The 22,957-nt window shown below is 68.6% G+C and carries 24 protein-coding genes; 14 read left to right on the forward strand and 10 right to left on the reverse strand.

The features are described from left to right. Positions 1 to 49 precede the first annotated feature (49 nt). From hemE to QTI17_RS13770, 4 genes are all read right to left on the reverse strand, one after another. Positions 50 to 1,153 (reverse strand): uroporphyrinogen decarboxylase, encoded by a 1,104-nt coding sequence (gene hemE / locus QTI17_RS13755; RefSeq protein WP_286533776.1) that lies wholly within the window; start codon positions 1,151 to 1,153, stop codon positions 50 to 52. Between the two features lie 51 nt (positions 1,154 to 1,204). Then, positions 1,205 to 1,897: a redoxin domain-containing protein gene (locus QTI17_RS13760; protein WP_286533777.1), complete on the reverse strand. Its 693-nt coding sequence runs from the start codon at positions 1,895 to 1,897 to the stop codon at positions 1,205 to 1,207. A 91-nt stretch (positions 1,898 to 1,988) separates the two neighbouring features. Next, positions 1,989 to 4,178 (reverse strand): protein-disulfide reductase DsbD family protein, encoded by a 2,190-nt coding sequence (locus tag QTI17_RS13765; protein WP_286533778.1) that lies wholly within the window; start codon positions 4,176 to 4,178, stop codon positions 1,989 to 1,991. 39 nt (positions 4,179 to 4,217) lie between these two features. After that, positions 4,218 to 4,964, reverse strand: a complete 747-nt coding sequence (locus tag QTI17_RS13770) for an alanyl-tRNA editing protein (protein ID WP_286533779.1) — start codon at positions 4,962 to 4,964, stop codon at positions 4,218 to 4,220. A 101-nt stretch (positions 4,965 to 5,065) separates the two neighbouring features. Here QTI17_RS13770 and QTI17_RS13775 point away from each other — a divergent pair, with 101 nt between their 5' ends. Further along, a complete protein-coding gene (locus QTI17_RS13775) occupies positions 5,066 to 6,424 on the forward strand; it encodes a PQQ-dependent sugar dehydrogenase (RefSeq protein ID WP_286533780.1) in 1,359 nt (452 codons plus the stop codon). On the opposite strand, the gene QTI17_RS13780 is transcribed toward QTI17_RS13775, so the two are convergent. After that, positions 6,425 to 7,435, reverse strand: coding sequence for a zinc-binding alcohol dehydrogenase family protein (locus tag QTI17_RS13780; RefSeq protein WP_286533781.1), 1,011 nt, complete (start codon positions 7,433 to 7,435; stop codon positions 6,425 to 6,427). Between the two features lie 85 nt (positions 7,436 to 7,520). Here QTI17_RS13780 and QTI17_RS13785 point away from each other — a divergent pair, with 85 nt between their 5' ends. Together QTI17_RS13785 and QTI17_RS13790 are read left to right on the forward strand one after the other, a co-directional pair. Further along, positions 7,521 to 8,450, forward strand: a complete 930-nt coding sequence (locus QTI17_RS13785; RefSeq protein ID WP_286533782.1) for a LysR family transcriptional regulator — start codon at positions 7,521 to 7,523, stop codon at positions 8,448 to 8,450. After that, on the forward strand, positions 8,447 to 9,265 hold the full coding sequence (locus QTI17_RS13790) for a creatininase family protein (protein WP_286533783.1): 819 nt from the start codon (positions 8,447 to 8,449) through the stop codon (positions 9,263 to 9,265). Before QTI17_RS13785 ends, QTI17_RS13790 begins: the two co-directional genes overlap by 4 nt. Before the next feature lie 18 nt (positions 9,266 to 9,283). Here the strand turns inward: QTI17_RS13790 and QTI17_RS13795 are convergent, their stop codons facing one another. Next, the gene (locus QTI17_RS13795; protein ID WP_286533784.1) at positions 9,284 to 9,913 is read right to left on the reverse strand and encodes a YbhB/YbcL family Raf kinase inhibitor-like protein; all 630 of its coding nucleotides are present in this window, start codon (positions 9,911 to 9,913) and stop codon (positions 9,284 to 9,286) included. Positions 9,914 to 10,049: 136 nt separating this feature from the next. On the opposite strand from QTI17_RS13795, the gene QTI17_RS13800 reads away from it, so the two are divergent. Next, on the forward strand, positions 10,050 to 10,298 hold the full coding sequence (locus tag QTI17_RS13800; protein ID WP_286533785.1) for a GlsB/YeaQ/YmgE family stress response membrane protein: 249 nt from the start codon (positions 10,050 to 10,052) through the stop codon (positions 10,296 to 10,298). A gap of 64 nt (positions 10,299 to 10,362) precedes the next feature. After that, a complete protein-coding gene (locus QTI17_RS13805; RefSeq protein WP_286533831.1) occupies positions 10,363 to 10,659 on the forward strand; it encodes a hypothetical protein in 297 nt (98 codons plus the stop codon). Positions 10,660 to 10,663: 4 nt separating this feature from the next. Here QTI17_RS13805 and QTI17_RS13810 read toward each other — a convergent pair whose 3' ends face one another. Then, a complete protein-coding gene (locus QTI17_RS13810; RefSeq protein WP_286533786.1) occupies positions 10,664 to 11,224 on the reverse strand; it encodes a MarR family winged helix-turn-helix transcriptional regulator in 561 nt (186 codons plus the stop codon). Between the two features lie 242 nt (positions 11,225 to 11,466). Here QTI17_RS13810 and QTI17_RS13815 point away from each other — a divergent pair, with 242 nt between their 5' ends. Genes QTI17_RS13815 through QTI17_RS13835 form a run of 5 tightly spaced genes read left to right on the forward strand, consistent with a single transcriptional unit; the run spans position 11,467 to position 16,886 of the window. Beyond that, positions 11,467 to 12,459, forward strand: a complete 993-nt coding sequence (locus tag QTI17_RS13815; RefSeq protein ID WP_286533787.1) for a Bug family tripartite tricarboxylate transporter substrate binding protein — start codon at positions 11,467 to 11,469, stop codon at positions 12,457 to 12,459. Between the two features lie 10 nt (positions 12,460 to 12,469). Further along, entirely contained in the window at positions 12,470 to 14,767 is a 2,298-nt protein-coding gene (locus QTI17_RS13820) for a xanthine dehydrogenase family protein molybdopterin-binding subunit (protein ID WP_286533789.1), read from the forward strand. Further along, on the forward strand, positions 14,760 to 15,638 hold the full coding sequence (locus tag QTI17_RS13825; RefSeq protein ID WP_286533790.1) for an FAD binding domain-containing protein: 879 nt from the start codon (positions 14,760 to 14,762) through the stop codon (positions 15,636 to 15,638). The genes QTI17_RS13820 and QTI17_RS13825 overlap by 8 nt, the downstream gene beginning before the upstream one ends. Then, positions 15,635 to 16,111, forward strand: coding sequence for a (2Fe-2S)-binding protein (locus QTI17_RS13830; protein WP_286533791.1), 477 nt, complete (start codon positions 15,635 to 15,637; stop codon positions 16,109 to 16,111). Before QTI17_RS13825 ends, QTI17_RS13830 begins: the two co-directional genes overlap by 4 nt. Continuing rightward, a complete protein-coding gene (locus QTI17_RS13835; protein ID WP_286533792.1) occupies positions 16,101 to 16,886 on the forward strand; it encodes an SRPBCC family protein in 786 nt (261 codons plus the stop codon). The genes QTI17_RS13830 and QTI17_RS13835 overlap by 11 nt, the downstream gene beginning before the upstream one ends. Before the next feature lie 3 nt (positions 16,887 to 16,889). On the opposite strand, the gene QTI17_RS13840 is transcribed toward QTI17_RS13835, so the two are convergent. Further along, entirely contained in the window at positions 16,890 to 17,564 is a 675-nt protein-coding gene (locus tag QTI17_RS13840) for a histidine phosphatase family protein (protein ID WP_286533793.1), read from the reverse strand. 594 nt (positions 17,565 to 18,158) lie between these two features. Here QTI17_RS13840 and QTI17_RS13845 point away from each other — a divergent pair. The 4 genes from QTI17_RS13845 (at position 18,159) to QTI17_RS13860 (ending at position 21,289) form a co-directional block, all read left to right on the forward strand. After that, positions 18,159 to 19,685: an ESPR-type extended signal peptide-containing protein gene (locus QTI17_RS13845; RefSeq protein ID WP_286533794.1), complete on the forward strand. Its 1,527-nt coding sequence runs from the start codon at positions 18,159 to 18,161 to the stop codon at positions 19,683 to 19,685. 62 nt (positions 19,686 to 19,747) lie between these two features. Continuing rightward, the gene (locus QTI17_RS13850) at positions 19,748 to 20,755 is read left to right on the forward strand and encodes a calcium-binding protein (RefSeq protein WP_286533795.1); all 1,008 of its coding nucleotides are present in this window, start codon (positions 19,748 to 19,750) and stop codon (positions 20,753 to 20,755) included. Positions 20,756 to 20,772: 17 nt separating this feature from the next. Then, positions 20,773 to 21,000 (forward strand): hypothetical protein, encoded by a 228-nt coding sequence (locus QTI17_RS13855; protein WP_353506704.1) that lies wholly within the window; start codon positions 20,773 to 20,775, stop codon positions 20,998 to 21,000. Continuing rightward, on the forward strand, positions 20,993 to 21,289 hold the full coding sequence (locus QTI17_RS13860; RefSeq protein WP_286533796.1) for a BrnA antitoxin family protein: 297 nt from the start codon (positions 20,993 to 20,995) through the stop codon (positions 21,287 to 21,289). Before QTI17_RS13855 ends, QTI17_RS13860 begins: the two co-directional genes overlap by 8 nt. A gap of 42 nt (positions 21,290 to 21,331) precedes the next feature. Here the strand turns inward: QTI17_RS13860 and QTI17_RS13865 are convergent, their stop codons facing one another. Continuing rightward, positions 21,332 to 22,021: a VOC family protein gene (locus QTI17_RS13865; protein WP_286533797.1), complete on the reverse strand. Its 690-nt coding sequence runs from the start codon at positions 22,019 to 22,021 to the stop codon at positions 21,332 to 21,334. 30 nt (positions 22,022 to 22,051) lie between these two features. Next, the gene (locus QTI17_RS13870) at positions 22,052 to 22,957 is read right to left on the reverse strand and encodes a PhzF family phenazine biosynthesis protein (protein WP_286533798.1); all 906 of its coding nucleotides are present in this window, start codon (positions 22,955 to 22,957) and stop codon (positions 22,052 to 22,054) included.

Below are 22,957 nucleotides of genomic sequence, written 5' to 3' on the forward strand. Positions count from 1 at the left end.
CAAATGCCGGACAGCCGTTCTCAGGTACTTACAAGTCATAACAAAACGCTCAAGCACGAAGCATCCGCGACTGCGCATGCACCGCCGCCACCAGGGCCGCGACATGCTCGGGCGGCGTGAACTGGCTGATGCCGTGGCCGAGGTTGAAGATGTGGGTCGGGCCGGTGCTGTCGGGATCGCTGTGCGGGCGGCCGAAGCTGTTCAGCACCTTGGCCACTTCTTCCTCGATCTGGCGCGGCTGCGCGAACAGGACGTTGGGGTCGATGTTGCCCTGCAGCGCCTTGCCGCCGGGCCCTTCGCCGACCCGCGCGCGGGCCTGCCCGAGGCTCACGGTCCAGTCCAGGCCCAGCACCTCGCAGGCCAGCGGCTGCATGTCCTCGAGCCAGAGCCCGCCGCCCTTGGTGAACACGATCCGCGGCACCGGCCGGCCGTCGGCGCCGTCACGGCGCAGCTGCGACAGCACGCGCTGCGTGTAGGCCAGGCTGAAGGCCTGGAAGGCGCCGTCGGCCAGCACGCCGCCCCAGCTGTCGAACACCATCACGGCCTGGGCGCCGGCGTCGATCTGGGCGTTGAGGTAGGCGGCCACGGCATCGGCATTGACCGCGAGCAGCCGGTGCATCAGGTCGGGGCGGCTGTAGAGCAGCGTCTTGACCTGCCGGTAGTCGCTCGATCCCGCGCCTTCGACCATGTAGCAGGCCAAGGTCCAGGGGCTGCCCGAGAAACCGATCAGCGGCACCCGGCCGTCGAGCGCGCGGCGGATCGAGGCGACGGCGTCGAAGACGTAGCGCAGCTTGTCCATGTCGGGGACGGCCAGGGCCCCGATGCCGGCCTCGTCGCGCACCGGCCGCGCAAAGCGCGGGCCTTCGCCGGCCTCGAAAGAGAGGCCCAGCCCCATTGCGTCGGGCACCGTCAGGATGTCGGAAAAAAGGATCGCGGCATCGAGCGGAAAGCGCTCGAGCGGCTGCAGCGTGACCTCGGTTGCGTAGTCGACGTTGGTGGCCAGGCCCATGAAGCTGCCGGCCTTGGACCGGGTCGCCAGGTACTCGGGCAGGTAGCGTCCGGCTTGGCGCATCAACCAGACCGGCGTGTGGTCGGTGGCCTGGCGCCAGCAGGCGCGCAGGAAGGTGTCGTTCTTCAGGGGGGCGAAAGGCATCCCCCGATTGTCGCAGGGGAGTCCGGGCGGGGGCCGGGCCGGCCCGCGGGCTCAGGTCTTGTACTTGATCGAGCAGCCGTAGGGGCGGGTCGCGGCGGCGCTGATCGCCTTGCCTCCGAAGGCCTCGCCCAAGGCCTGGTTGACGTAGTTGGTGGCGGTCTTGATGTCTTCGGTGCGGGCCGAGGGAATGCTGTCGATGCCCCCGGCATAGACCAGGGTCCCCTTGGGGTCGACGATGAAGATGTGGGGCGTGGTGCGCGCGCCGTAGGTGCGGCCGATGACGCCGTCCTCGTCCATCAGCAGCGCGGTGGGGGCGCCCGATTGCGCCTTCATCCAGGCGGCCAGCGCCTCCGGTTTCAGGTAGTCGCCGTGGCCGCGCTCGGTCGAGTTGATGGACAGCCAGACCACGCCCTTGGCGGTGGCGGCCTTCTGGGTGGCGGGCATGTTGCCGCTGCCGTAGTGCTTGCCGACGAAGGGGCAGCCCGGGTTGGTCCATTCGAGGACCACGAACTTGCCGGCGAAATCCGACAGGCGGTGCGAGGTGCCGGCGGTGTCGACGGCGACGAAATCGGGTGCCGGCTGGCCGACCGCGGGCGCCGCGGCGGCCTGGGCGTTGAGCATGAAGGTGGCGCCGAGCGCCACCGCGGCGGTCATGATGGCGCGCCGCGAAGCCCGGCTGAGGGCCGCGCGGGCATCGCGCGCGGCGCGGTAGGAACGAGAGCCGGAGGTGGACGATGTGGACATGTCGGCTGGGACTCCTGAATAAATACTCAATAACTGCGACAGCTTAGAACGGATTCTTCATGTCCATGTGACAACCCGTTAGGGCCCGGGGTCAAAGCCGGGCGAGTGCTTCGCGCAGTTCATTCTTGCCCAGGATCTCGGTCAGCACCACGGGCGGCCGGCCAGGCGCCTGCAGCACGTAGACCGGCACGCCGCTGCGGCCCAACGCCGTCAGGGCCTCGGTGATGGCCGGGTCGCGCCGGGTCCAGTCGGCGCGCAGCAGCGCCACCCGGCGGGCATCGAAGTCGGCCAGCACCTCGGCGTCGGCCAGGGTGCTGCGCTTGTTGTACTGGCAGGTCACGCACCAGGCCGCCGTGAAGTCGATGAACACCGGCTGCCCGGCCGCCGCCAGGGCGCTGGCGCGCTCGGCCGACCAGGGCTGCCAGCGCTGGCCCGCCGCCGTCGCGACCGGTTCGAGTGGCCGCACGACGTGACCGCCGATGGCGCCCGCCAGCACGGCCGTGAGGGCGACGGTCAGGCTGGCAAGCACCAGGCGGGTGCGGCCGCGCAGGGTCAGGCTCCAGGCGATCGCCGCCAGGCAGACGAGCAGGCCCAGCAGGGCGCCGGCGCCGTCGATGCCGCTCTGCTGGCCCAGCACCCAGACCAGCCAGGCGACGGTGGCGAACATCGGGAACGCGAGCAGGCGGCGCAGCGTGTTCATCCAGGCGCCCGGCCGGGGCAGCAGCCGGGCCACGGCGGGCACGAAGCCGGCCGCCAGGTAGGGCAGCGCCAGGCCGAGCCCGAGCACCGCGAACATCAGCAGCGCCTGGCCGGCGGGGAGGGCGATCGCGAACCCCAGCGAGGCGCCCATGAAGGGCGCGGTGCAGGGCGATGCGACCACCACCGCCAGCGCGCCCGACAGGAAGTCGTTGGCCACCGGATGGCGGGCCTGCACGGCCCCGATCGATGCCGGCGCCATGCGGCCGAACTCGAAGAGGCCGGCCAGGTTGAGCCCGATCAGCGTGAACAGCGCGGCCAGGGCCGCCACCACCGCGGGCGACTGCAGCTGGAAGCCCCAGCCGAGCTGGGCGCCGGCGGCCCGCAACGCGAGCATCGCGCCACCCAGGGCCAGGAAGGACAGGATCACGCCGCCGGTGTAGGCCAGGGCAGCCAGCCGGTGGGCGCGGCGGTCGTCGGCATGGCGCGTGAAACCCAGCACCTTGATCGCCAGCACCGGGAAGACGCAGGGCATCAGGTTCAGCAGCAGGCCGCCGATCAACGCGCCGAGCAGGGCGGCGACGAAGCCGGCCGAGGGCGGTGCCGGTCGCGGCGCGGGCGGCGCGGCGTTGGCCGCGAGCGCGGCCGTCAGGGCCGGCGACACCTGGGCCGGCGCCGCGACGCTCGGCCAGCTGCCGGCCACCGGCGCCTCGGCGCGCCAGGCGGCCGGTTGGCCGGGCTGGCGATCGGCTTCGGCGAGCGCCACCACCACCGGCATGACGGCGGGGCTGGCGCTGCGCTGGTCGGCCAGCGGCACGGTGGCGGTCCAGGCATCGCCCTGCCAGGCCTGGGTCCAGTCCTTTCCCAGCACGGCGCCGGTGCGGATCACCTCGGCGGTTTCGGGGAAGAACTCCAGGGTCTTGCCTCGGGCGGCGGCGGGCAGGCCGTCGAGGCGCACCTGCAGCTTGTCGCCGTCGATGGCGATCCGGCCCGGCTGCGCCAGCGCGGCGGGCCGGGCGGCGAGCGCGGCATCGAAATCGGCCTTGTGCAGCGCCGTCGAGCCCTGCAGCGGCAGCTTGAGCAGGAATTCCCCGTCTTCGGGAATGCACTCCTTGCTGCACACCAGCCAGGAGGCCTTGAGCCGGACTTCCATCTCGGCGGCGCCGGTGAGCGCCGGCTGCGGCTTGAAGTCGGCGCCGACGCTGAGCGGCACCGGCAGCAGCACGGTGTTCTCGTAGCCGTAGTTGGCCAGGTTGCCGATCGGGATCTTGCGCGGCACGGGCCAGTCGATGTCGCCGCTGGAAACGCCCGCCGGCAGGGACCAGGCCAGCTCGGTCGGCAGGCCGGAGTCGCCCGCGTTCTTCCAGTAGGTGTGCCAGCCGGGCTGGTGCGCGATCTGCAGGCCGACCCAGAGCGGCGCCCCGGGCGACACGCCCTCGGGGGCATGGGCGACGAGCTCGGCCCGCACGTGCGGGGTGGTGACGACCGGGCCGGTCCTGGCGGACAGCTGGGCCACGGCCGGCAGGCAGGCCGCGAGGCTGGCGCAGAGGAATGCCGCGAGGCGGAATCGGGAAAGGAGGGACATGCCGTCAGTCGGAGCGGGCGCGCGAGGCGAAGTTCCGGCTCATCCCCCCCACCCCAGCACCACGCGCCGGCTGTTGGCGCTCTTCTTCTCGATCTTGGTGACCAGCACGGCGCCGATCTCGCCGGTGTTCGCCACGTGGGTGCCGCCGCAGGGCTGGAAATCGATGGCCTGGTCGTCGCTGCCGATGCGGATCGTGCGGACCGTGCCGGTGCCGCGCGGCGGCTGCACGCTCATGCTCTTGACCAGGGCCGGGTTGGCGTCGAGCTCGGCATCGCTGATGGCGCCGACCACCAGCGGATGGGCGGCCGCCACCAGCCGCGCGAGGCCGGCCGTCAGGGCCTCCTTGTCGAGCGGGTCGGTCATGTGGAAATCGAGCCGCGCGTAGTCGGGCGTGATGGAGCAGCCGTTGACCGGCTGCGGCACCAGGTGGCACAGCAGGTGGGTGGCGGTATGGAAGCGCATCAGCTTGTGGCGGCGCTCCCAGTCGATCGCGGCGGTGACGCGCACGCCGGGCTGCAGCGCGGCGACCAGGGCCTCCTGGCCCGCGGCCGGGACATGGACGATCTGGTCGGTGGGCTTGCCGTCGGCATCCTTGGCCTTGCGGGTATCGACGATCACGATCTCGCGGCCGTCGGTCAGCAGCAGCCGGCCGCTGTCGCCGGCCTGGCCGCCGCCCATCGGATAGAACACGGTGCGGTCGAGCACGATGCCGCCTTCGTCGGCGGCGACCACGAGGGCCTCGCAGTCGCGCAGATAGGCATCGGAGCGGAACAGGTCGTCGGTCATGGCCCGATGGTAGCGGCGCGGCTGCGGGGCAGCCGGCCCACGCCCGAAAGCGCCCACAGCCGACACCCGCGGCGCTGCGGGGCGGGCAGGATGGCACCAGAATGAACCTGCCCATCACCCCATCTCTCTTCGTGCGGCGCTCGCTGCTCGCCCCGGCCGCGGCGGCGCTGTTGCTGGCCGCCTGCGGCGACGCCGCCAAGCTGGCGCCGGAAGCCGAGACCGGGCCGACACCGACCCTGCCGGCACCGCGCCAGGCCCTGCTGCCGACCGTCAATGTCGCGCCGGTCGTGGGTTGGACCGACACCGCCGGCCCGACCGCGCCCGACGGCTTCGCGGTGACGGCGCTGGCCCGCGGGCTGGACCATCCGCGCACCGTCTACACGCTGCCCAACGGCGACGTGCTGGTGGTCGAGAGCAACAAGCCGCCGAAGCCCGAAGGCAGCCACGACGGCGGCAGCGGGCTGGTCGCACGGACCAAGCAGTGGGTCACGGGCCTGTTCATGAAGCGCGCCGGCGCCGGGGTGCCGAGCGCCAACCGCATCACCTTGCTGCGCGATGCCGACCACGATGGGGTCGCCGAACTGAAGCAGGTATTCATGCAGAACCTGAACTCGCCCTTCGGCGTCGTGCTGGTCGGCAACGAACTGTTCATCGCCAATGCCGACGCGCTGGTCAAGGTGCCGTATGCCGACGGCCAGACCCAGGTCACGGCGGCGCCGGTCAAGGTGACCGACCTGCCCGCGGGCATCAACCACCACTGGACCAAGCACGTGGTCGCCAACCGCGAGGGCACCAAGCTCTATGTCACGGTCGGGTCCAACAGCAACGTGGGCGAGAACGGCATGGAGGCCGAGGAGGGGCGCGCCGCCGTCTGGGAGGTCGACCTGAAGAGCGGCGAGAAGCGGCTGTTCGCCAGCGGCCTGCGCAACCCCACGGCGCTCGCCTGGGAGCCCGACACCAATGTGCTGTGGGCGGTGGTCAACGAACGCGACGAGCTCGGCAGCGACCTGGTGCCCGACTACCTGACCTCGATCAAGGACGGTGCCTTCTACGGCTGGCCGTGGAGCTACTACGGCGGCTATGTCGATGCCCGCGTGAACCCGCAGCGGCCGGACCGGGTCGCCGCCGCGGTGGTGCCCGACTACGCGCTGGGTTCGCACCGGGCGCCGCTCGGCATCGCCTTCTCGCGCCCGGGGGCCATGCCCGTGGAGTTCGCCAACGGCGCCTTCATCGGCGAGCACGGGTCCTGGAACCGCAAGCCGCTGGCCGGCTACAAGGTGGTCTTCGTGCCCTTCATCGGCGGCCGGCCCAGCGGTCCGCCGGTTGATTTCCTGACCGGCTTCCTGACCGCCGACGACAAGGCGCAGGGCCGCCCGGTCGGCGTGGCCTTCGACAACAGCGGTGCCCTGCTGGTCGCCGACGATGTCGGCAACGCGGTCTGGCGGGTCAGGAAGAAGTAGCTAGAACCCCGCCAGCACCACCTTCCCCTGCGCCTTGCCGCTCTCGATCAGCGCGTGGGCCCGGCGCAGGTTGGCGGCGTTGATGGCGCCGAAGCTCGCGTTGGCCGTGGTGCGGATGCGGCCGGCATCGACCAGCTGCGCCACCTCGGCCAGCAATTCGCCTTGGCGCGCCATGTCGGCGGTCTCGAAGCGCGAACGGGCGAACATCATTTCCCAGTGCAGCGAGATGCACTTGGTCTTGAGCGGCATGGCGTCGAGAACGGGCATGTCGTCGATCACCGCCATCCGGCCCTGCGGCTGGAGGCTTTCGATGATCTGCGTGTAGTGCTGGCCGGTCTGCGTCAGGCTGGCCACCATCTCGACCTCGCCGAAGCCGGCTGCCTTCAGTTCCCCGGCCAGCGGCTTCGAATGATCGATCACGGCATGGGCGCCGAGTTCGAGGCACCAGGCCCGGGTCTCGGGGCGCGAGGCGGTGGCGATCACGCGCAGCTGGGTCAGCTGGCGCGCCAGCTGGATCAGGATCGAGCCGACGCCGCCGGCGCCGCCGACGATCAACAGGGTCTGGCCGGCGCCGCCGCCCTGGGGCACGCCCAGGCGATCGAACAGCAGCTCATAGGCCGTGAGGGTGGTCAGCGGCAGCGCCGCAGCCTGGGCGTCGTCGAGGCTGCGGGGCGCCAGCGCCGCGATCCGCTCGTCGACCGTGTGCAGCTCGCTGTTGGCGCCGGGACGGACGATCGAGCCGGCGTAGTAGACCCGGTCGCCGGGCTTGAACCGGGTGACGGCACCGCCCACCGCCTCGACCGTGCCGACCGCGTCCCAGCCCAGCACCTTGGCCTGGCCGGCTTCGGGGGCCGCGTTGCGGCGCACCTTGGTGTCGACCGGATTGACCGAGATCGCCTTCACCCGCACCAGCAGGTCGCGGGGGCCGGGCGTCGGGGCCGGCAGCTCGAGGTCCTCGAGCGCCGCGGGGTTGTCGATGGGGAGGGATTGGCGGTAGCCGACGGCTTTCATGGGAGTTCCTTGATCGTTGCGACAGGCTCAATGTAGAGTGGCAATCGGAAATTGATAAGGGCCTTGGAGAAAGCTTCACTTTCAAATGAGGATTGAAAATATCGCCGACCTGCAGGTGCTGGTCCATACGGCGCGCGGCGGCACGCTCACGGCGGCCGCCGCGGCGCTCGGCATCACGCCGGCGGCGGCCAGCGCGACGCTCAAGCGGCTCGAGTCGCAACTCGGTGCACGGCTGTTCGAGCGCTCGACCCGGGCCATGCGGCTGACGCCGCAAGGCCAGACCCTGCTCGATTACGCGGTGCGCGCCTTCGAGCTGCTGGCCGAGGGCGAATCCCTGGTGCAGGCCGATCGGGGCGCGCTGGTCGGCACGGTGCGGGTGGCGGCCCCTTCCGACCTGACCCGGGTCACGCTGCTGCCCTGGTTCGATGACTTCCTGGCGCTGCACCCGGGCCTCCAGCTGGCGCTGTCGGTCGGCGACCGGCCGCTCGACGTCATGCGCGACGAGGTCGACCTGGCGCTCCGCTACGGGCCACTGGCCGACTCGCGGCTGGTGGCGAGGCGGCTGGCCGACTCCCGTCCGGCGCTGTGCGCCTCGCCCGCCTATCTGCGCCGCCATCCGGCGCCGCAGACGCCGCACGACCTGCTGCAGCACAACTGCCTCACCTTTCATCGCGGCGGCCGTCGCCAGCGGCTGTGGCGCTTCGCCCGCCAAGGCCACTGGACCGAGGTCCGGGTCGATGGAGACCGGGTGGTCGACGATGCCTCGCTGGCGCGCGAATGGGTCCTGGCCGGGCACGGCATCACCCTGAAGTCCGAACTCGACCTGCAGCGCGACGTGGCCTCGGGCGCCCTGGTGCGCCTGCTGCCCGACTGGGACACCGAGCCCTATCCGCTGCATGCGCTGTTGCCGAGCGGCCGCTTCGTGCCGGCGCGGGTGCGGGCGCTGGTCGACTTCCTGGCGCTGAAGTTCACGTCGAACCCGACGCCGGAAACTGGCCCTAAGATCACTGCATGACAGCCCCTGCCAGCCGCTTCTGGTCCCAGCTCACGACGCGCGATTTCGCCGCCCTCGATCCGGCGACCACGGTCGCGGTGCTGCCGCTGGGCGCCACCGAACAGCACGGCCCGCACCTGCCGCTGGGCGTCGATTCGGCGCTGGTCGACGGCATCGTCGCCGCCACCCTGCCGCTGCTGCCGGCCGAGCTGCCGGTGCTGTTCCTGCCGACCCAGCAGATCGGCCTGAGCCCCGAGCACGCGCGCTTTCCCGGCACGCTGACCCTGTCCTCCACCACGCTGATCCAGCTCTGGAGCGAGATCGGCGCCGGCGTCGCGCGGGCCGGCCTGCGCAAGCTGGTGCTCTTCAACGCCCACGGCGGGCATTCGGGCGCCATGGACATCGTGGCGCGCGAGCTGCGGGCGGCGCATGGGCTCATCGTCTACAGCAGCAGCTGGTTCAACCTGCCGCTGGGCGACGCCGGTGCGCAGTTCAGCGCCGACGAGCACCGCTTCGGCGTCCATGCCGGCGAGATGGAGACCTCGATGATGCTGGCGCTGGCACCCGGCCAGGTGGCGATGGGCGCGGCGCGAGACTTCGGCTCGACCTCGCGCCAGCGCGCCGCCGACTACCCGATCCTCGGCAACGGCCGCAGCGCGAAGCTCGGCTGGGCGATGGAAGACTACAACCCCGCGGGCGCGGCCGGAAACGCCGCAGCCGCGAGCGCGGACAAGGGCCGGGCGCTGGTCGACGCCAGCGCCGCCCAGCTGGCGGCGCTGCTGGGCGAGGTCTCGCGGCTGCCGCTGGCGACGGCCTACACGCAGCCGCTGCCCTGAACGTTGCTCCGCTGCCGATCAGCCGGCGACCAGCGGCCCCGCGGGTGCGGATTCCGGCAGCTTGATCGACCCGTCGGGCCGTTCGCAGGTGCCGATCAGCAGGCCGCTGGCAATGGCATGCGCACGCAGCGCCTCGAACACCTCGTCGCGCCCCGGATGGGACGAGAACGACGGCGCCGTGCCGAGCGCGAAAACCTGGAACGCATAGCGATGCACGCCATGGCCGGGCGGCGGGTCGGGCGGCAGCCAGGCCGCCTGGAGGTAGGAGTTGAGGCCGGCATGGCTGCCGTCGCCTTCGTTGTCGACGCTGGGCAGGGCGCCTTCGTGCAGGCTGCCGTCCGCGGGCGGCAGATCGACCACGAGGGCGTGCACCAGCGGGTGAGGCGTCGGCGAATCGGCGTCCTCGACCACCACCACCAGCGCGGCCGCATCGGCCGGCACGCCGACCCATTCGAGCGGCGGCGAGCGGCCGACGCCATCGGCCGTGTAGCGATCGGGAAGCGGCGCATGGTCGACGAAGGCCAGGCTGGTGACCCGGATCGAGGCCATGCCGGCACGCAGGCCGATGGTGTTGAAGGCGATCTCGTCCAGGCCGGCGCGCACGCCGTGCAGGGCGTGGCCAATCACGTCAGGGAGCTTCTCGAGCATTTGCCGGTTATATAGCAGCGCCGGCGGTTGGATGCGGGCGCTGGACGACAGGCGATGTCGGCCGCGGCCCGCTATCATCGATTCGAACGCCGCCGGCCGGGCTGGGGCGTCCACTCCCACAACTCCAAGGACTCGTATGAGCATCGTCTGGACCATTCTGATCGGCTTCGTCGCGGGCCTGGTGGCTCGGGCGATCAAACCGGGTGACGACTCGGCCGGCTTCATCATCACCACGCTGATCGGCATCGCCGGCTCGCTGATCGCGACCTACGTCGGCCAGGCCATGGGCTGGTACACGGCGGGCCAGGGCGCGGGCTTCATCGCCTCGGTGGTCGGGGCGATCGTGCTCTTGTTCCTGTACGGACTTGTCAAGCGCAAGACCTGAACCCGCGCCGGGCCCCGCGAAGCCGGCCCGCAAGGCGCGCAGCCGCCATCACCACCACGTCTACGTGGTCGAACTCGACGACCGGGTCTGGAACGTGGCGCGCTTCCGGCGCGCCAATCCCGACTACCGGCTGGGCATGCCCTTCGTCTATGTCGGCATGACCGGGCTCGATCCGGACGTGCGCTTCGACAAGCACAAGGCCGGCATCCAGGCCAACGGCTTCGTGCGCGACCACGGCCTGCGCCTGCTGCCGGCGCTGTACGCGATGTACAACCCGATGCCCTACGAAGCGGCGCGCGAGATGGAGGTCGAGCTCGGCATCGCGCTGCGCGAAGCCGGCTACGGCGTCTGGCAGGCCTGACCCCTCACTTCGGTTCGCGTGCGTCCGCGGCGGCCTCGCCGATGCGGCGCAGGGTCTTGAGGGCGCGGTAGAGCACCACCCGGTCGTCCGCGCTCAGCTGGCGGATCACGGCGGCCTGGCGCTGGCGTGCCAGTGGAATGATCTGCTCGTAGAGCGCCTGGCCGAGCGGGCTGATCCGGCAGGTCTGCCACTTGCGCGCGCCCAACTGCTCGGCGTGCAGCGACAGCAGTCCCCGGCTCTCGAGCAGTCGCAGCGTGCGGCTCACCTGCGCCTTGTCGGCCGCGGCGCGCGTCACCAGCTCCATGAAAGGCAGCTGCCGCGCCTCGGCCAGCACCGACAGCATGCGCCACTCCGACACCGTCAGGCCGGCCTGCTCGGCGTAGGGCACGGTGATGGCGCGGCGCAGCGCGTTGCTGGCGTGACTCATCATGGTGGTCAGGAAATCGTCGATCGCCAGGCTGGCGCCGCCTTCCTCCAGACCGGCCCAGGGCGATGCGTCATGCCCGCATTCGCCCTCGGCAGCCGTCCGTGGCAGGGGGGCTTCTTGTTCTTCGTTGGGGTCCATGGTCAGGGCGGGTGCGTGCGCTCGCGGCAGGGGCAATGGGCGAATCGTCTCATTGAACGCAGGAAAAGACCTGTTCAGAGCATTTCGGTTGATTTGTCAATACGCTATTGTGCCTAGTTGATCGATCAACCAGAAAAGCGAAGAATACGGCTGTGCGTTTCTCTGATGGGCGATTGATCCATATGTGAAACAAACAGTTTGACCCCTGGCTGACCCCCCATGCCCTTGCTGGAGCCCCCTCGATGAAATCCGCCCGCCGACTCTTCGTCACCGCCGCCATCGCAGGCGCGCTCACCGCCACGCTGGGTGCCGCACAGGCCCAGACGGCCGCTGCCTACCCGACCAAGCCGATCACCGTCGTGGTGTCCTATCCGCCGGGCGGCGACACCGACGCCATCGCGCGGCTGTTCGCCGACAAGCTGTCGCAGCGCCTCAAGCAGCCGGTGGTGATCGACAACAAGCCGGGCGCGGGCGGCGCGCTCGGCAACAACTTCGTCGGCCGGGCGCCCGCGGACGGCTACACGCTGCTGTTCACGCCGAACCCGTTCACCACCGCGCCGCTGGTCATGAAGCTGTCGCCGAGCGCGGGCTACGACGTGCTGCACGGCTTCGAGCCGATCATCAAGACGGCGGTGCAGCCGCTGGTGCTGGTCGCCAACCCGGCCGCCGGGGTCAAGTCGGTGCCCGACATGATCAAGAGCGTGAAGGGCGGCAAGCCGCTGAGCTATGCCAGCCCCGGCGCCGGCTCGCCGATGCACATCCTCGGCGAGTGGCTCAACCGCGAGGCCGGCGTCAAGATCACCCATGTGCCCTACCGCGGCGTGGGCCCCTCGGTGACCGACGTGGTCGCAGGCCATGTCGACACCGCCTGGGTCACTTTCGGCCCGGTCACGCAGTACATCCAGCAGGGCCGGCTGGTGCCGCTGGCGATCGGCGACGCCCAGCGCTCGAAGCTCGCGCCCAGCGTGCCGACCGTGGCCGAGGCCGGCTACAAGGACGTGGTGGTCGGCGCCTGGAACGGCTTCTTCGCGCCCAAGGGAACGCCGGCCGAAGTGGTCAAGCTGCTCAACACCCAGCTCAACGAGATCCTGAAGTCGCCCGAGGTGGTCGAGAAGCTCGCCACCTTCGGTGCCCTGCCGGTGGGCGGCGCGCCCGAATTGCTGGGCAAGACCAACGCCTCCGACTACGAGGTGATGGGCAAGGTGATCCGCGACCTGGGCGTGCAGGCCGACTAGAAGCTGCGCCATGACGTCGGGAACCAACCAGTCCACGCTCGGGCGGGACGTGCCGCAAGTGAATGCGCGCGCCAAGGTGCTGGGGCGCGCCCAGTACGCGGGCGATCTCAAGGTCGCCGGCATGCTGCACGGCGCGGTGCTGCGCAGCCCCTATCCGCATGCGCGCATCGTCGCGATCGACACCTCGGCGGCGCTGGCGCTGCCGGGCGTCAAGGCGGTGCTGACCGGGGCCGACGCACCGCGCGCGATGTGGGGCGTGCATCACAAGGAGCGCCGCATCCTGGCCGAGGGCGTGGTCCGGTTCGCCGGCGAAGAAGTCGCCGCGGTGGCAGCGGCCAGCGAAGAGATCGCACGCGACGCGCTCGACCACATCCAGGTCGAGTACGAGGAGCTGCCGGCGATCCTGACGCCGGAGGAGGCGCTCGACGAGGAGGCGCCCGGCGTTCATCCGGGCCGCAACAACGTCTCGCACGAGATCCGCTTCGAACGCGGCGACGCCGACGCCGGCTTCGCCTCGGCCGACCTGGTGCACGAGGCCACCTACACCACGCACGCGCAGTACCCGGGCTACCTCGAGCCGATGGCGACGGTCGCCGCGCTCGAGCCCGATGGCCGGCTGGTGGTCTGGACATCGACCCAGTCGGTGACGCAGGCGCGGCTGCGGCTGGCGGCGGCGCTGGAGATGCCGATCTCGCGCATCCGGGTGCACCAGGCGACCACCGGCGGCGGCTTCGGCGGCAAGCTGGTCGAAGACGCCAACAACCTGATCGCCGGCCTGCTGGCGCGCAAGACCGGCAAGCCGGTGCGGCTGGTCAACAACCGGCTCGAGGACTTTCTGGCGGCGCCCTCGAGCGTGCCCGAGCGCATCACGCTCAAGCTCGGGATGACCCGCGCCGGCCTGATCGTCGCCAAGGAGGTGCGCATCGTGGCCGACTGCGGCGCCTACAGCGGTCTCGCGGCCGAGGTGATGCACGTGAGCGCGATGCGCAGCGACAACATGCACCGCAACCCGAACGTGCGCTCGCACGCCACGCTGGTCTACACCCACACGCCGCCGCACGGCGCCTTCCGCGGCTTCGGCGGCTCGCAGATGCTGTTCGCGCTCAACAGCCACATCCACACTATGGCCGAGCAGCTCGGCCTCGATCCGGTCGCGATCCACAAGCTCAATGCGATAAGCGCCGGCGAGACCTCGATCCACGGCTGGCAGATCGGCAGCACCGGCCTGAAGGAGTGCATCGATCAGGCGATCGACGCCATCGGCTGGCAAGCCAGGCGCGCCGCGCCGAAGGGCACTGGCGCCCGCCGCCGCGGCGTGGGCATGGCGGCGGCGATGCACGTCAGCGGCAACCGCACGATCGGCAACTGGGACGGCTCGACCGTGGTTGTCAAGGTCAACGAAGATGGCCGCGTCTTCATCCACAGCGGCGAAGCCGACATGGGTCAGGGCGCGATGACGATGCTGAGCCAGGTGGTGGCGCACGAGCTCGACATCCCCCTGGACCACACGCACGTGGTGCCGCCCGACACCGACAGCTCGCCGATCGCGATCGGCTCGCTGGCCTCGCGCGTGACCATCGCAGGCGGCAACGCGGCGATCGTGGCCGCGCGCATGGCCCGCGACAAACTGATCGCGCTGGCCGCGACCCAGCTCGAACGGCCGGTCGAGCAGCTCGAATGCGCCGACGGCACGGTGCGGGTCATCGCCGACCCCGAGCGCAGCTGCACGCTGGCCATGCTGGCGCGCCTGCACGTCTGGCGCCACGGCGGCGAAGGTCTGCAGGTCAGCGGCAGCTGGGACGCGCGCACGCAGATGCACGACGACCAGGTCTACGGCAACATCGCGCCGGCCTATTCGTTCGCGGCCCAGGCGGTCGAGGTCGAGGTCGACACCGAGACCGGCCAGGTCACGCTCGTCGACAGCTTCGTCTCGGACGACTGCGGCAAGGCGCTGAATCCGCTGGCGATCCACGGCCAGACCAACGGCGCCACCGTGCAGGCGATCGGCTGGGCGCTCTACGAGCAGCTGCAGCTCGAAGGCGGCCGCATGGCCAACGGCAACTTCGCCGACTACACGATGGCCACCAGCGACGCGGTGCCGATGCTGCGCGGCGGCATCGTCGAGTCGAACGATCCGAACGGCCCCTACGGCGCCAAGGGCGCCAGCGAGACCGCCATCCTGCCCGGCGCGCCGGCGATCGCCAACGCGGTCTACGACGCCATCGGCGTGCGCATCCGCGACCTGCCGATCACGCCCGAGAAGGTGCTGGCGGGCCTGCGCGAACTGCAAGGAGCGCGTAATGCGTGATTTCGATTTCCTGCAACCGACCTCGATCGACGAGGCCAGCCGCATGCTCGCCGAGCTCGGCGACGACTGCCGCGTGATGGCCGGCGGCAGCGCCCTGATGCTGGCGATGCGCCAGCGCATGCTGACGCCGACCCACATCGTGTCGATCGCGCGGCTCGACGCATTGCGCGGCATCTCCTTCGACGCCCGCGACGGCTTGCGCATCGGCGCGCTCTCACGCCACTGCGACGTGGCGCGTTCGCCGCTGGTGCAGCAGCACTACCCGATGCTGGCCGCGATGGCGGCGCAGGTGGCGAACCCGCAGGTGCGCCACCAGGGCACGATCGGCGGCAACCTCTGCTATGCCGATCCGGCCACCGACCCGCCCAGCTGCCTGATGGCGCTCGACGCCCGCGTCACGCTGGCCAGCTCGCGCGGCGAGCGGGTGCTGGGCATGGAGGAGTTCCTGGTCGACTACTACGTGACGGCCATCGAGCCCGACGAAGTGGTGCTCGACATCCGCGTGCCGGCGCCCTCGGCCGACGCCGCCGGCCGCTACACCCGCTTCCGGCGCACCGCGGCCGAGCACCGGCCGCTGGTCAACGTCGCGCTGTCGGTGCGCCGCAGCGGCGCGCGCTGCCACGAGGCCCGGCTGGTGGTCGGCGCATCGACCCCGATCCCGGCCCGCGTGGCACGCGCCGAGGCCTTCCTGGCCGGCAAGGCCGTCACCGCCGAGGTGGCGGCCGAGGCGGCCGACATCGCGAGCGCGGACATCCTCGCGGTCTCGGATTCGCGCGGCAGCGAGGACTATCGCCGCGACATGGTGCGGGTGGTGGCCCGGCGCACCATTGCCCAGCTGTTCGATCTGGCCATCGATGGAGACAAGCAATGAGCAAGCACCTGATCGCGATCACCGTCAACGGCGAAGCGCAATCGATGGAGGTGCCGGCGCGGCGCATGCTGTCGGATTTCCTGCGCGACGACCTGCACCTGTCCGGGACCAAGCGCGGCTGCGAGACCGGCACCTGCGGCGCCTGCTCGGTGATCGTCGACGGCGAGGTGGTCAAGTCCTGCCTGTCGCTGGCGGTGCAGGCCGACGGCTGCCGCATCACGACGGTCGAGGGCCTCGGCAGCGGCGATGCGCTGCATCCGCTGCAGCAGAGCTTCATGCAATGCGGCGGCCTGCAATGCGGCTACTGCACCCCCGGTTTCCTGATGGCGTCGTGCGCGCTGCTGGCCCACAACCCGAACCCGACGGTCGACGAAGTGCGCCACGGCCTGAGCGGCAACCTGTGCCGCTGCACCGGCTACACGCAGATCGTCGAATCCGTCATGAACGCTGCGGAGAAGATGCGTGGAAATTGAAAAGACGATGACGGTCGCCGCGCCCGCGGCGCAGGTCTGGCAGATGCTGCTCGACCCCCAGGTGATGGGCAGCTGCGTGCCCGGCATGAAGTCGATCGAGGTGGTCAGCGACGTCGAGTACATCGCCCAGATCCACGTCAAGATCTCCTTCATCAGTGCCAGGTTCAAGCTGCGCACGACCATCGTGGAGCAGCGGGCGCCGCACTACCTGCGCTGCGAAGGCACCGGCGAGGACGCCTCGGTCGCCAGCTCGCTGAAGCAGCAGAGCGAGCTGTTCCTGGCCGAGCTGCCGGACGGCCGCACCGAGCTGCGCATGAAAGTCAAGGTCGACGTGCTCGGGCGGCTCGGCACCTTCGGGCTCAGCGTCATGAAGACCAAGGCCGACCGGATGTGGGAGGAGTTCGGCCAGAACCTGGTGGCGCGGCTGGAAGGCGGGCCTTCACTGGCGGCCACCGCGCCGGCAAGGGCTGCGGCGGCGCCGATCCAGGCTGCGGCACCGGCCAGAGTGGCACCGGCCAGCTTGGCGGCTGCTGCGCGGCCCGTGGCGGCTGTCGTGGCGCCGGCTTCCGTGCCGGTTGCAACGACACCCGCGGCCGTCCCGGCTGCCCCCGCGCCAGCGGGCCGCGGCTGGTGGTCGCGGCTCGTCCATGGCGGCACGGCGGACGGCCGTCACATCCGCATCGAACTGCAGCGTGGCGACACCCTGCTCAAGATCGACTGGCCGGTCGAAGCAGCGGCCGATTGCGCGGCCTGGCTGCGCGAAGTGACCAGGTAGTCCTCAGGAATACGTGACCCAGCCTTCGTAGGCCGGGCCGTCGAGGTGCGGCAGCGTGTTGTAGGTCAGCAGCATGTGGCGCTTCGGCGTGAAGGCGAATTCGGTCACCGCGGTGTTGCGGATCCGCAGGTTCAGCTCGACCGTGGTCTCGGGGCTGGTGCCCAGCACATGGCCCACGGCCGTGCTGATCGGACCGCCGCTGGACACCACCAGCACCTTGGCGCCGTGGTGCTTGTCGCGCACATGGTCGAGCGCGGTCGTCACGCCCGCCAGGAAATCAACGTAACTCGGCATGCCGACCGGCTCGGTGCGGCCTTGCATCCAGGCGCCCAGCCCGTCGCGCAGCAGGCGGAAATGGTGGCGGTACATCTCCGGCGAATCGGGCTTCTCGAGTTTGCCGGAATGGACCGTCGCAATGATCGCCTCGCTGTCGTACTCGTTGAGACCGGGCCAGGGCAACACGTCCTCGGGCCCGATGCCCAAGCCCTCGGCGATGCCTTCCCAAGTCTGGCGATGGCGCTTCAGCGTGCCGGTGATCACGGCGTCGAAGCGCATGCCGCGCTCGCGCCAGTACTCGCCCAGCCGCACCGACTGCTTGCGGCCCAGCTCGCTGAGTTGGTCGTAGTCGGCGGCGCCGAAGCTGGCCTGCCCGTGGCGCACGAGGTAGAGGGTTCCCATGCCGGGATTCTGCCAATCGGGGGCGCTGGCCGCGGTCGCGGTGGTGACCAAGGGCTTCTTGGATGCCTCGATCGGTGCTCGAAGCGCGACGCCGTCCGCCCGATCGTCAGCCTCAAAGCAATGGATTGACGGCGGTCGAGGTCGGCGGGCCTTCGCGTTCGGTCAATGGCCGAAATTGAATTGACGGCAAGAATTTTCAGGATTTTTAAAAGTTCATATATCGATGATTTCGTTGCATGGCTTCCATTTGCAATGAGACGATTCTCATATGCGCTGCAAGGGCTCGTCAATATCATGGATTCCGAGTCCTTGGCAAGCCGATCGGCAGGGAAATATCGAGAGGCGGAAATAAATCACGTCATTTGGGAGCTTCAATTCAATTTCAGAATTTTCTCAATCCCCGCGTGAAACCCTTTGGGGCGAGATCGGTTTAAGAACTTTCTTATATGTTGTTGCAGTAATTTCTTACAGAATAAACCCATGACGGCAGATCAATAAGGCAATTGAATCGAGCTGATCTCGGCGGCAATTCTTTAGAAAGAAGAAATGCGGTGCAGAGCATTTATTTCAACTTCAACTGGGGTGTTAATTTCCATGAACAAGTCATTCAAGAGCGTTTGGTGCGAGAAGACGGGAACTTTTGTTGCGGCGAGTGAAGTCGCCAAGGGGCGAGGGAAGAAGTCGAGCAGCCGGAAGGCTCTTGTGGCGATCATGATGGCCGGTGCGGCCTTTGGGGCGATGGCGGGCTCGACTGATGGTGGCAACGCCTCAGCCACGAACGCTGTCTCCGTTGGCCCCTCGTCGACCGCTACGGCCCAAGATGGCACGGCGGTTGGCTTTGAGACCAAGGCCTCGGGGGTCAATTCCACGGCAATCGGCAACCAGGTCGAGGCGGCGGGTGCCGGCTCGATAGCGATTCAGGGCAACGGCGTAACGACTGTGGCTACCGACGCTGCGTCGACAAACGCTATCGCCATCGGCCAATCATCCCAAGTTCGAACGTCCGCTTCCGCGATTGTGCTCGGCGCCAACGCAACCGCGACTGGCGCGGCTGACGCCGTAGTCATGGGCCGTGCTGCGAATGCGGCCGCAGCCAGCGCCATTGCGATCGGCGCGTCGGCCAACGCGACGGCCGCCAACTCCGTGGCCCTCGGCGCGGGTTCGACCACGACCGCCAATCTGGGCGCCGCGGGCTACAACCCCGGTTCGACGGGCCTGTCGGGCACGGCATCGGCTGCCAACGACACCTACCACGTCGACCAAGCAGCCGATTCGATCGTTGAGAACGCCAATGAAGGTGTGGATACCGTCAACACCTCGATCAACTACACCCTAGGCAGCAACCTCGAGAACCTGAACCTGCTTGGCACCGCGGCCCTCAATGGGACGGGCAACAACGTGCTCGATGGCGGGGCCGGGGCGGACACACTGCGCGGCGGCGCGGGCGACGACACCTACTACGTCGACCAGGCAGGCGACTCTATCGTCGAGAACGCCAACGAAGGGGTGGACACCGTCAATACTCAGGCCAGCTACACCCTGGGCAGCAACCTCGAGAACCTGACGCTGGGGGGCAGTGCCGCCATCAACGGCACGGGCAATGCGCTGAACAACACGATCCACGGCAACAGCGCGAACAACGTCCTTGATGGTGGTGCGGGTGCCGACACGCTTCGTGGCGGTGCGGGCAATGACACCTACTACGTGGATCAGACCGGTGATCTCGTGGTCGAGAACGCCAGCGAAGGCATGGACACGGTCATCTCGACCATCAGCTACGCCCTGAATGCCAACGTGGAGAACCTGACGCTTGGCGGTACGACCGCCATCAATGGCACCGGCAACGAGTTGAACAACGCGATCTTGGGCAACGCAGCCAACAACGTGTTGGATGGTGGCGCAGGGGCCGACACGCTTGATGGCGGCGCAGGCGCCGATACGCTGCGCGGCGGGACGGGTAATGACGTGTATTACGTCGATCAGACGGCGGACGTCGTTGTTGAAAACGCGAATGAAGGAACCGATACCGTCAACTCTGCAGTCACCTACGTGCTCGGAGCAAATATCGAGAATCTGACATTGCAGGGGGGGCGGCGATCAATGGAACGGGTAATGATCTGAGTAACACGATCCGAGGAAATGACGGAGGCAATCTGATCTATGGCGGCCTGGGAAATGACGTCATGTATGGCGGCGCTGGCGATGATCGCTTCGATGGCGGCTGGGCTACAGGGTCTAGAGTAACTACTTTCAATTTCGACGAAGTACAGAGGGCGGAAGGCGCTGGAGGCGCCGACACAATGTCTGGCGGCGAAGGTGACGATTGGTATTTCGTGGACAATAAAAATGATGTCGTAATCGAATATGTCGGAAAAGGCGGTTGGAGCTATGACCGGGTCAGTGCAAGTGTCGACTATACATTGCCGGAATATGTTGAAAACCTGAATTTGGTGAGCGGTTCTGGTGCAAAAAACGGCACGGGCAATTCGAGTGACAATGTTCTCTTTGGCAATGAGTTGGACAATTTGCTGCTGGGTGGTGCCGGAAACGATCTGCTGCAAGGAGGCTATGGTATTGATACCTTGATGGGTGGCACTGGGAACGATATTTACAGTCTCAACAAGTCGCCAGAAGACATTATTGTTGAGTATGCCAATGAAGGTCGCGATCAGGTGCAGTCGTACGACTACAGCTATACATTGGGCGCCAATCTGGAGGATCTCCGTCTCATTGGTCAAAAGGACGTGAATGGCACTGGGAATGAGTTGGATAATGTGATTTCTGGGGCAGGGGGTGACAATGTGCTTAGTGGACTCGCTGGCGATGATACTTTGAATGGAGGAAATGGTGCTGACACTCTGATCGGCGGTGCGGGGCGAGATACATTTCTCTTCGGTCTTAATGGTGATTGGGGCAAAGATCTAATTCTTGACTTCAAAATCTCCGAAGACCAAATTGCCTTCAGCATATATAACCCAGGTCTTTTTTCTTCTGGAAAATTGTCGTCGAGTAAATTTAAATCTGGTGCTGGCCTGACTGGTGGTCAGGATGCCGATGACTATATTGTCTACAACACCACGACAGGTGATTTGTACTTCGACATGGACGGGTCTGGCTCCGGCGCCGCGATTTGTCTGGCTCAATGCACGACAACACCCCTCTTGACCTATGAGAATTTCATATTGATGTAAATGGCCTCAAGAGGATCTTGAGTGAAAAGGGCGTCATGGCCGGAGAGGTGATTGCAGGTGCCGGGGATTTACGCAAGGTGCGCTGGAAACGCCCCGGCATGGGCAAGCGCGGCGGCGCGCGGGTGATCTACTTCAACCGCCTTGTCGATGGCGAGGTGGTGCTGATCGCCGCCTACGCCAAAGCCAAGTTCGACAACCTGCCATTGGCCGTTTTGAAGATGTGGAAGGAAGCCTGCGATGCCTAAGACCGCAACCCCGAAGATGGATGCCGAAATGCTGGCGTTTGCCAACGACGTGGCATTGTCGATCCGCCAGGCCAAGGCCGGGCAGTACGCACGAGTGACCACCGGAGAGCAACTGGCGGCGGGCAAGCGAGGCCGCCCGGTGGGTAGCGTGCAGGCGGTGACCAAGGAGCCGGTCAAACTTCGGATTGACGCGGATGTGCTCGCCGCCTTGCGTGCCACGGGCGACGGCTGGCAAACGCGCATCAACGACACGCTGCGCGCCTCGCTGCACTTGGCTGGAAAGGTGTAGCCAACCCGGTTGGACTTGGCGTCGGGTGTCGGGCGGGTGCCTTCAAACGCCCCCGGACCATAGCGTCACCGGCCCTCGCGGCGTGTCGAACATCGCCCGCAGGCCCGGTGACCCCGAAGCCAGCGACAGCGCCGACAACCCGATCGTCCCCAACGCCGCCCCCAGGTCGCCGGCCCGCGGATGCGACAGCGCCAGCGCACGCAGCACGACGCCGGATTCGTCCATGCTGTCGGTCGGATGCACGGCCCCCCATTCGATCAGCGTCGGCAGCGCGCCATAGAAAAGCCGCTGGCCGTCATTGCGTACCGTGATGCGCCACGAGAGCCGGCCCGCCGGCGTGTCGCGCGAGGCCTCGATGATGTGGCCCCGGTCGATGCGCAGCGCGGCCAGCCGATGCACCGCCGCCTCGATGTCCGGCACCTCGGCCACGAAGTGCACCAGCCGCGGGCCGTGGCGCGCCAGCGCGGCCTGCAGCGCGCCGTCGTCGAGATCGAACCAGCGGTGGCGGACGCCGCCGGCGCGCGCTTGCTTCGCATGCGGGTCGATCGCGATGATCTCGAAGTAGGCGCGCGGGAACGCGGCCGATCCGATCTTCAGCAGGCGGTTGTGCGTGCCCATCAGCGGATGAATGCCGCCGGGGCCGGGCGTCACCCCGAAAGTCGCTTCGCACCAGCGCACCCCCTCGTCGAGGCTGCGGGCGGCCAGCACGAGGTGGTCGATGCGCGTCGGCATGGTGCGGGCCGTTTCAGCGCAGCGTGGTCGTCAGAGCATGACGCTGCCGTCGACGCAGGTCACCGAGTCGCCGCCGACCCACACCTGGCCGTCGGCATCGCGCTGGATGTGAACACGGCCCGCGCGCCCCAGGGTCTGGCCTTGCGCCGCGACATAGCTTTCAGGCAGATGCCCGTCAGCGATCAGCCATTGCGCCAGGCTGGCGTTGAAGCTGCCCGTGACCGGGTCTTCCTCGATGCCGACCGGTGCCGCGAAGGCGCGCACCTCGATGTCGGCCGGCGCTTCTTCGGTGCGCGCGAAGGCGCGCGCCTCGCGGTTCGAGCGCGCGATCAGCACCGGCGAGGCGGCCGACGACGGCAGGCCCGCGACGCCGACCTTCTGCCCCAGTTCGCGCAGCGCGCGGTGGTCGGGCTTGAGCGTGAGCACCGTGTCGGCATCGGCGAGCAGCAGCCCGAGCCAGGCGGGCCCGTTGTCGAGCAGCTGGGCGGTGACGATCTGTTGCGCCTTCAGCCCCAGCGCGGCCGCGACCTTGGCCAGCAAGGTCGGGCTCGGCGCGATGCGCTTCACCGGCGGCGCGGCGAAGGCCAGGCGCTCTCCCTCGCGCCGGATCGGCACCAGGCCCACCGCGCTCTGCTGCACGATGTGGCCGGCCGCCTTCGGCTTGCCGCCGGCCTGCAGCCACGCGTGGCAGCTGCCGAGCGTCGGATGGCCCGCGAAGGGCAGTTCGCCGCCCGGCGTGAAGATGCGCACCCGGTAGTCGGCGGTCGGCTCGGTCGGCGGCAGCACGAACGTGGTCTCCGACAGGTTGGTCCAGGCGGCGAAGCGCTGCATCGCGGCGTCGTCGATGCCGCTGCCGTCGAGAACGACCGCGAGGGGATTGCCGAAATAGGGCGTCGACGTGAAGACGTCGACCTGCTTGAAGGGGCGGGAGATCAT

This window comes from Variovorax sp. J31P179 (assembly GCF_030316985.1).
Classification (GTDB): domain Bacteria; phylum Pseudomonadota; class Gammaproteobacteria; order Burkholderiales; family Burkholderiaceae_C; genus Variovorax; species Variovorax ginsengisoli_B.

What these genes read in the sequence shown, in the direction of transcription:
- QTI17_RS13785 (WP_286533782.1), top strand. Translation starts at nt 7,521, where the DNA reads ATGAGGATTGAAAATATCGCCGACCTGCAGGTGCTGGTCCATACGGCG.
- QTI17_RS13825 (WP_286533790.1), top strand. Translation starts at nt 14,760, where the DNA reads ATGCGTGATTTCGATTTCCTGCAACCGACCTCGATCGACGAGGCCAGC.
- QTI17_RS13760 (WP_286533777.1), bottom strand. Translation starts at nt 1,897, where the DNA reads ATGTCCACATCGTCCACCTCCGGCTCTCGTTCCTACCGCGCCGCGCGC.
- QTI17_RS13820 (WP_286533789.1), top strand. Translation starts at nt 12,470, where the DNA reads ATGACGTCGGGAACCAACCAGTCCACGCTCGGGCGGGACGTGCCGCAA.
- QTI17_RS13815 (WP_286533787.1), top strand. Translation starts at nt 11,467, where the DNA reads ATGAAATCCGCCCGCCGACTCTTCGTCACCGCCGCCATCGCAGGCGCG.
- QTI17_RS13870 (WP_286533798.1), bottom strand. Translation starts at nt 22,957, where the DNA reads ATGATCTCCCGCCCCTTCAAGCAGGTCGACGTCTTCACGTCGACGCCC.
- QTI17_RS13800 (WP_286533785.1), top strand. Translation starts at nt 10,050, where the DNA reads ATGAGCATCGTCTGGACCATTCTGATCGGCTTCGTCGCGGGCCTGGTG.
- QTI17_RS13795 (WP_286533784.1), bottom strand. Translation starts at nt 9,913, where the DNA reads ATGCTCGAGAAGCTCCCTGACGTGATTGGCCACGCCCTGCACGGCGTG.
- QTI17_RS13765 (WP_286533778.1), bottom strand. Translation starts at nt 4,178, where the DNA reads ATGTCCCTCCTTTCCCGATTCCGCCTCGCGGCATTCCTCTGCGCCAGC.
- QTI17_RS13865 (WP_286533797.1), bottom strand. Translation starts at nt 22,021, where the DNA reads ATGCCGACGCGCATCGACCACCTCGTGCTGGCCGCCCGCAGCCTCGAC.
- hemE (WP_286533776.1), bottom strand. Translation starts at nt 1,153, where the DNA reads ATGCCTTTCGCCCCCCTGAAGAACGACACCTTCCTGCGCGCCTGCTGG.
- QTI17_RS13830 (WP_286533791.1), top strand. Translation starts at nt 15,635, where the DNA reads ATGAGCAAGCACCTGATCGCGATCACCGTCAACGGCGAAGCGCAATCG.
- QTI17_RS13850 (WP_286533795.1), top strand. Translation starts at nt 19,748, where the DNA reads ATGTATGGCGGCGCTGGCGATGATCGCTTCGATGGCGGCTGGGCTACA.
- QTI17_RS13770 (WP_286533779.1), bottom strand. Translation starts at nt 4,964, where the DNA reads ATGACCGACGACCTGTTCCGCTCCGATGCCTATCTGCGCGACTGCGAG.
- QTI17_RS13840 (WP_286533793.1), bottom strand. Translation starts at nt 17,564, where the DNA reads ATGGGAACCCTCTACCTCGTGCGCCACGGGCAGGCCAGCTTCGGCGCC.
- QTI17_RS13845 (WP_286533794.1), top strand. Translation starts at nt 18,159, where the DNA reads ATGAACAAGTCATTCAAGAGCGTTTGGTGCGAGAAGACGGGAACTTTT.
- QTI17_RS13810 (WP_286533786.1), bottom strand. Translation starts at nt 11,224, where the DNA reads ATGGACCCCAACGAAGAACAAGAAGCCCCCCTGCCACGGACGGCTGCC.
- QTI17_RS13860 (WP_286533796.1), top strand. Translation starts at nt 20,993, where the DNA reads ATGCCTAAGACCGCAACCCCGAAGATGGATGCCGAAATGCTGGCGTTT.
- QTI17_RS13780 (WP_286533781.1), bottom strand. Translation starts at nt 7,435, where the DNA reads ATGAAAGCCGTCGGCTACCGCCAATCCCTCCCCATCGACAACCCCGCG.
- QTI17_RS13790 (WP_286533783.1), top strand. Translation starts at nt 8,447, where the DNA reads ATGACAGCCCCTGCCAGCCGCTTCTGGTCCCAGCTCACGACGCGCGAT.
- QTI17_RS13775 (WP_286533780.1), top strand. Translation starts at nt 5,066, where the DNA reads ATGAACCTGCCCATCACCCCATCTCTCTTCGTGCGGCGCTCGCTGCTC.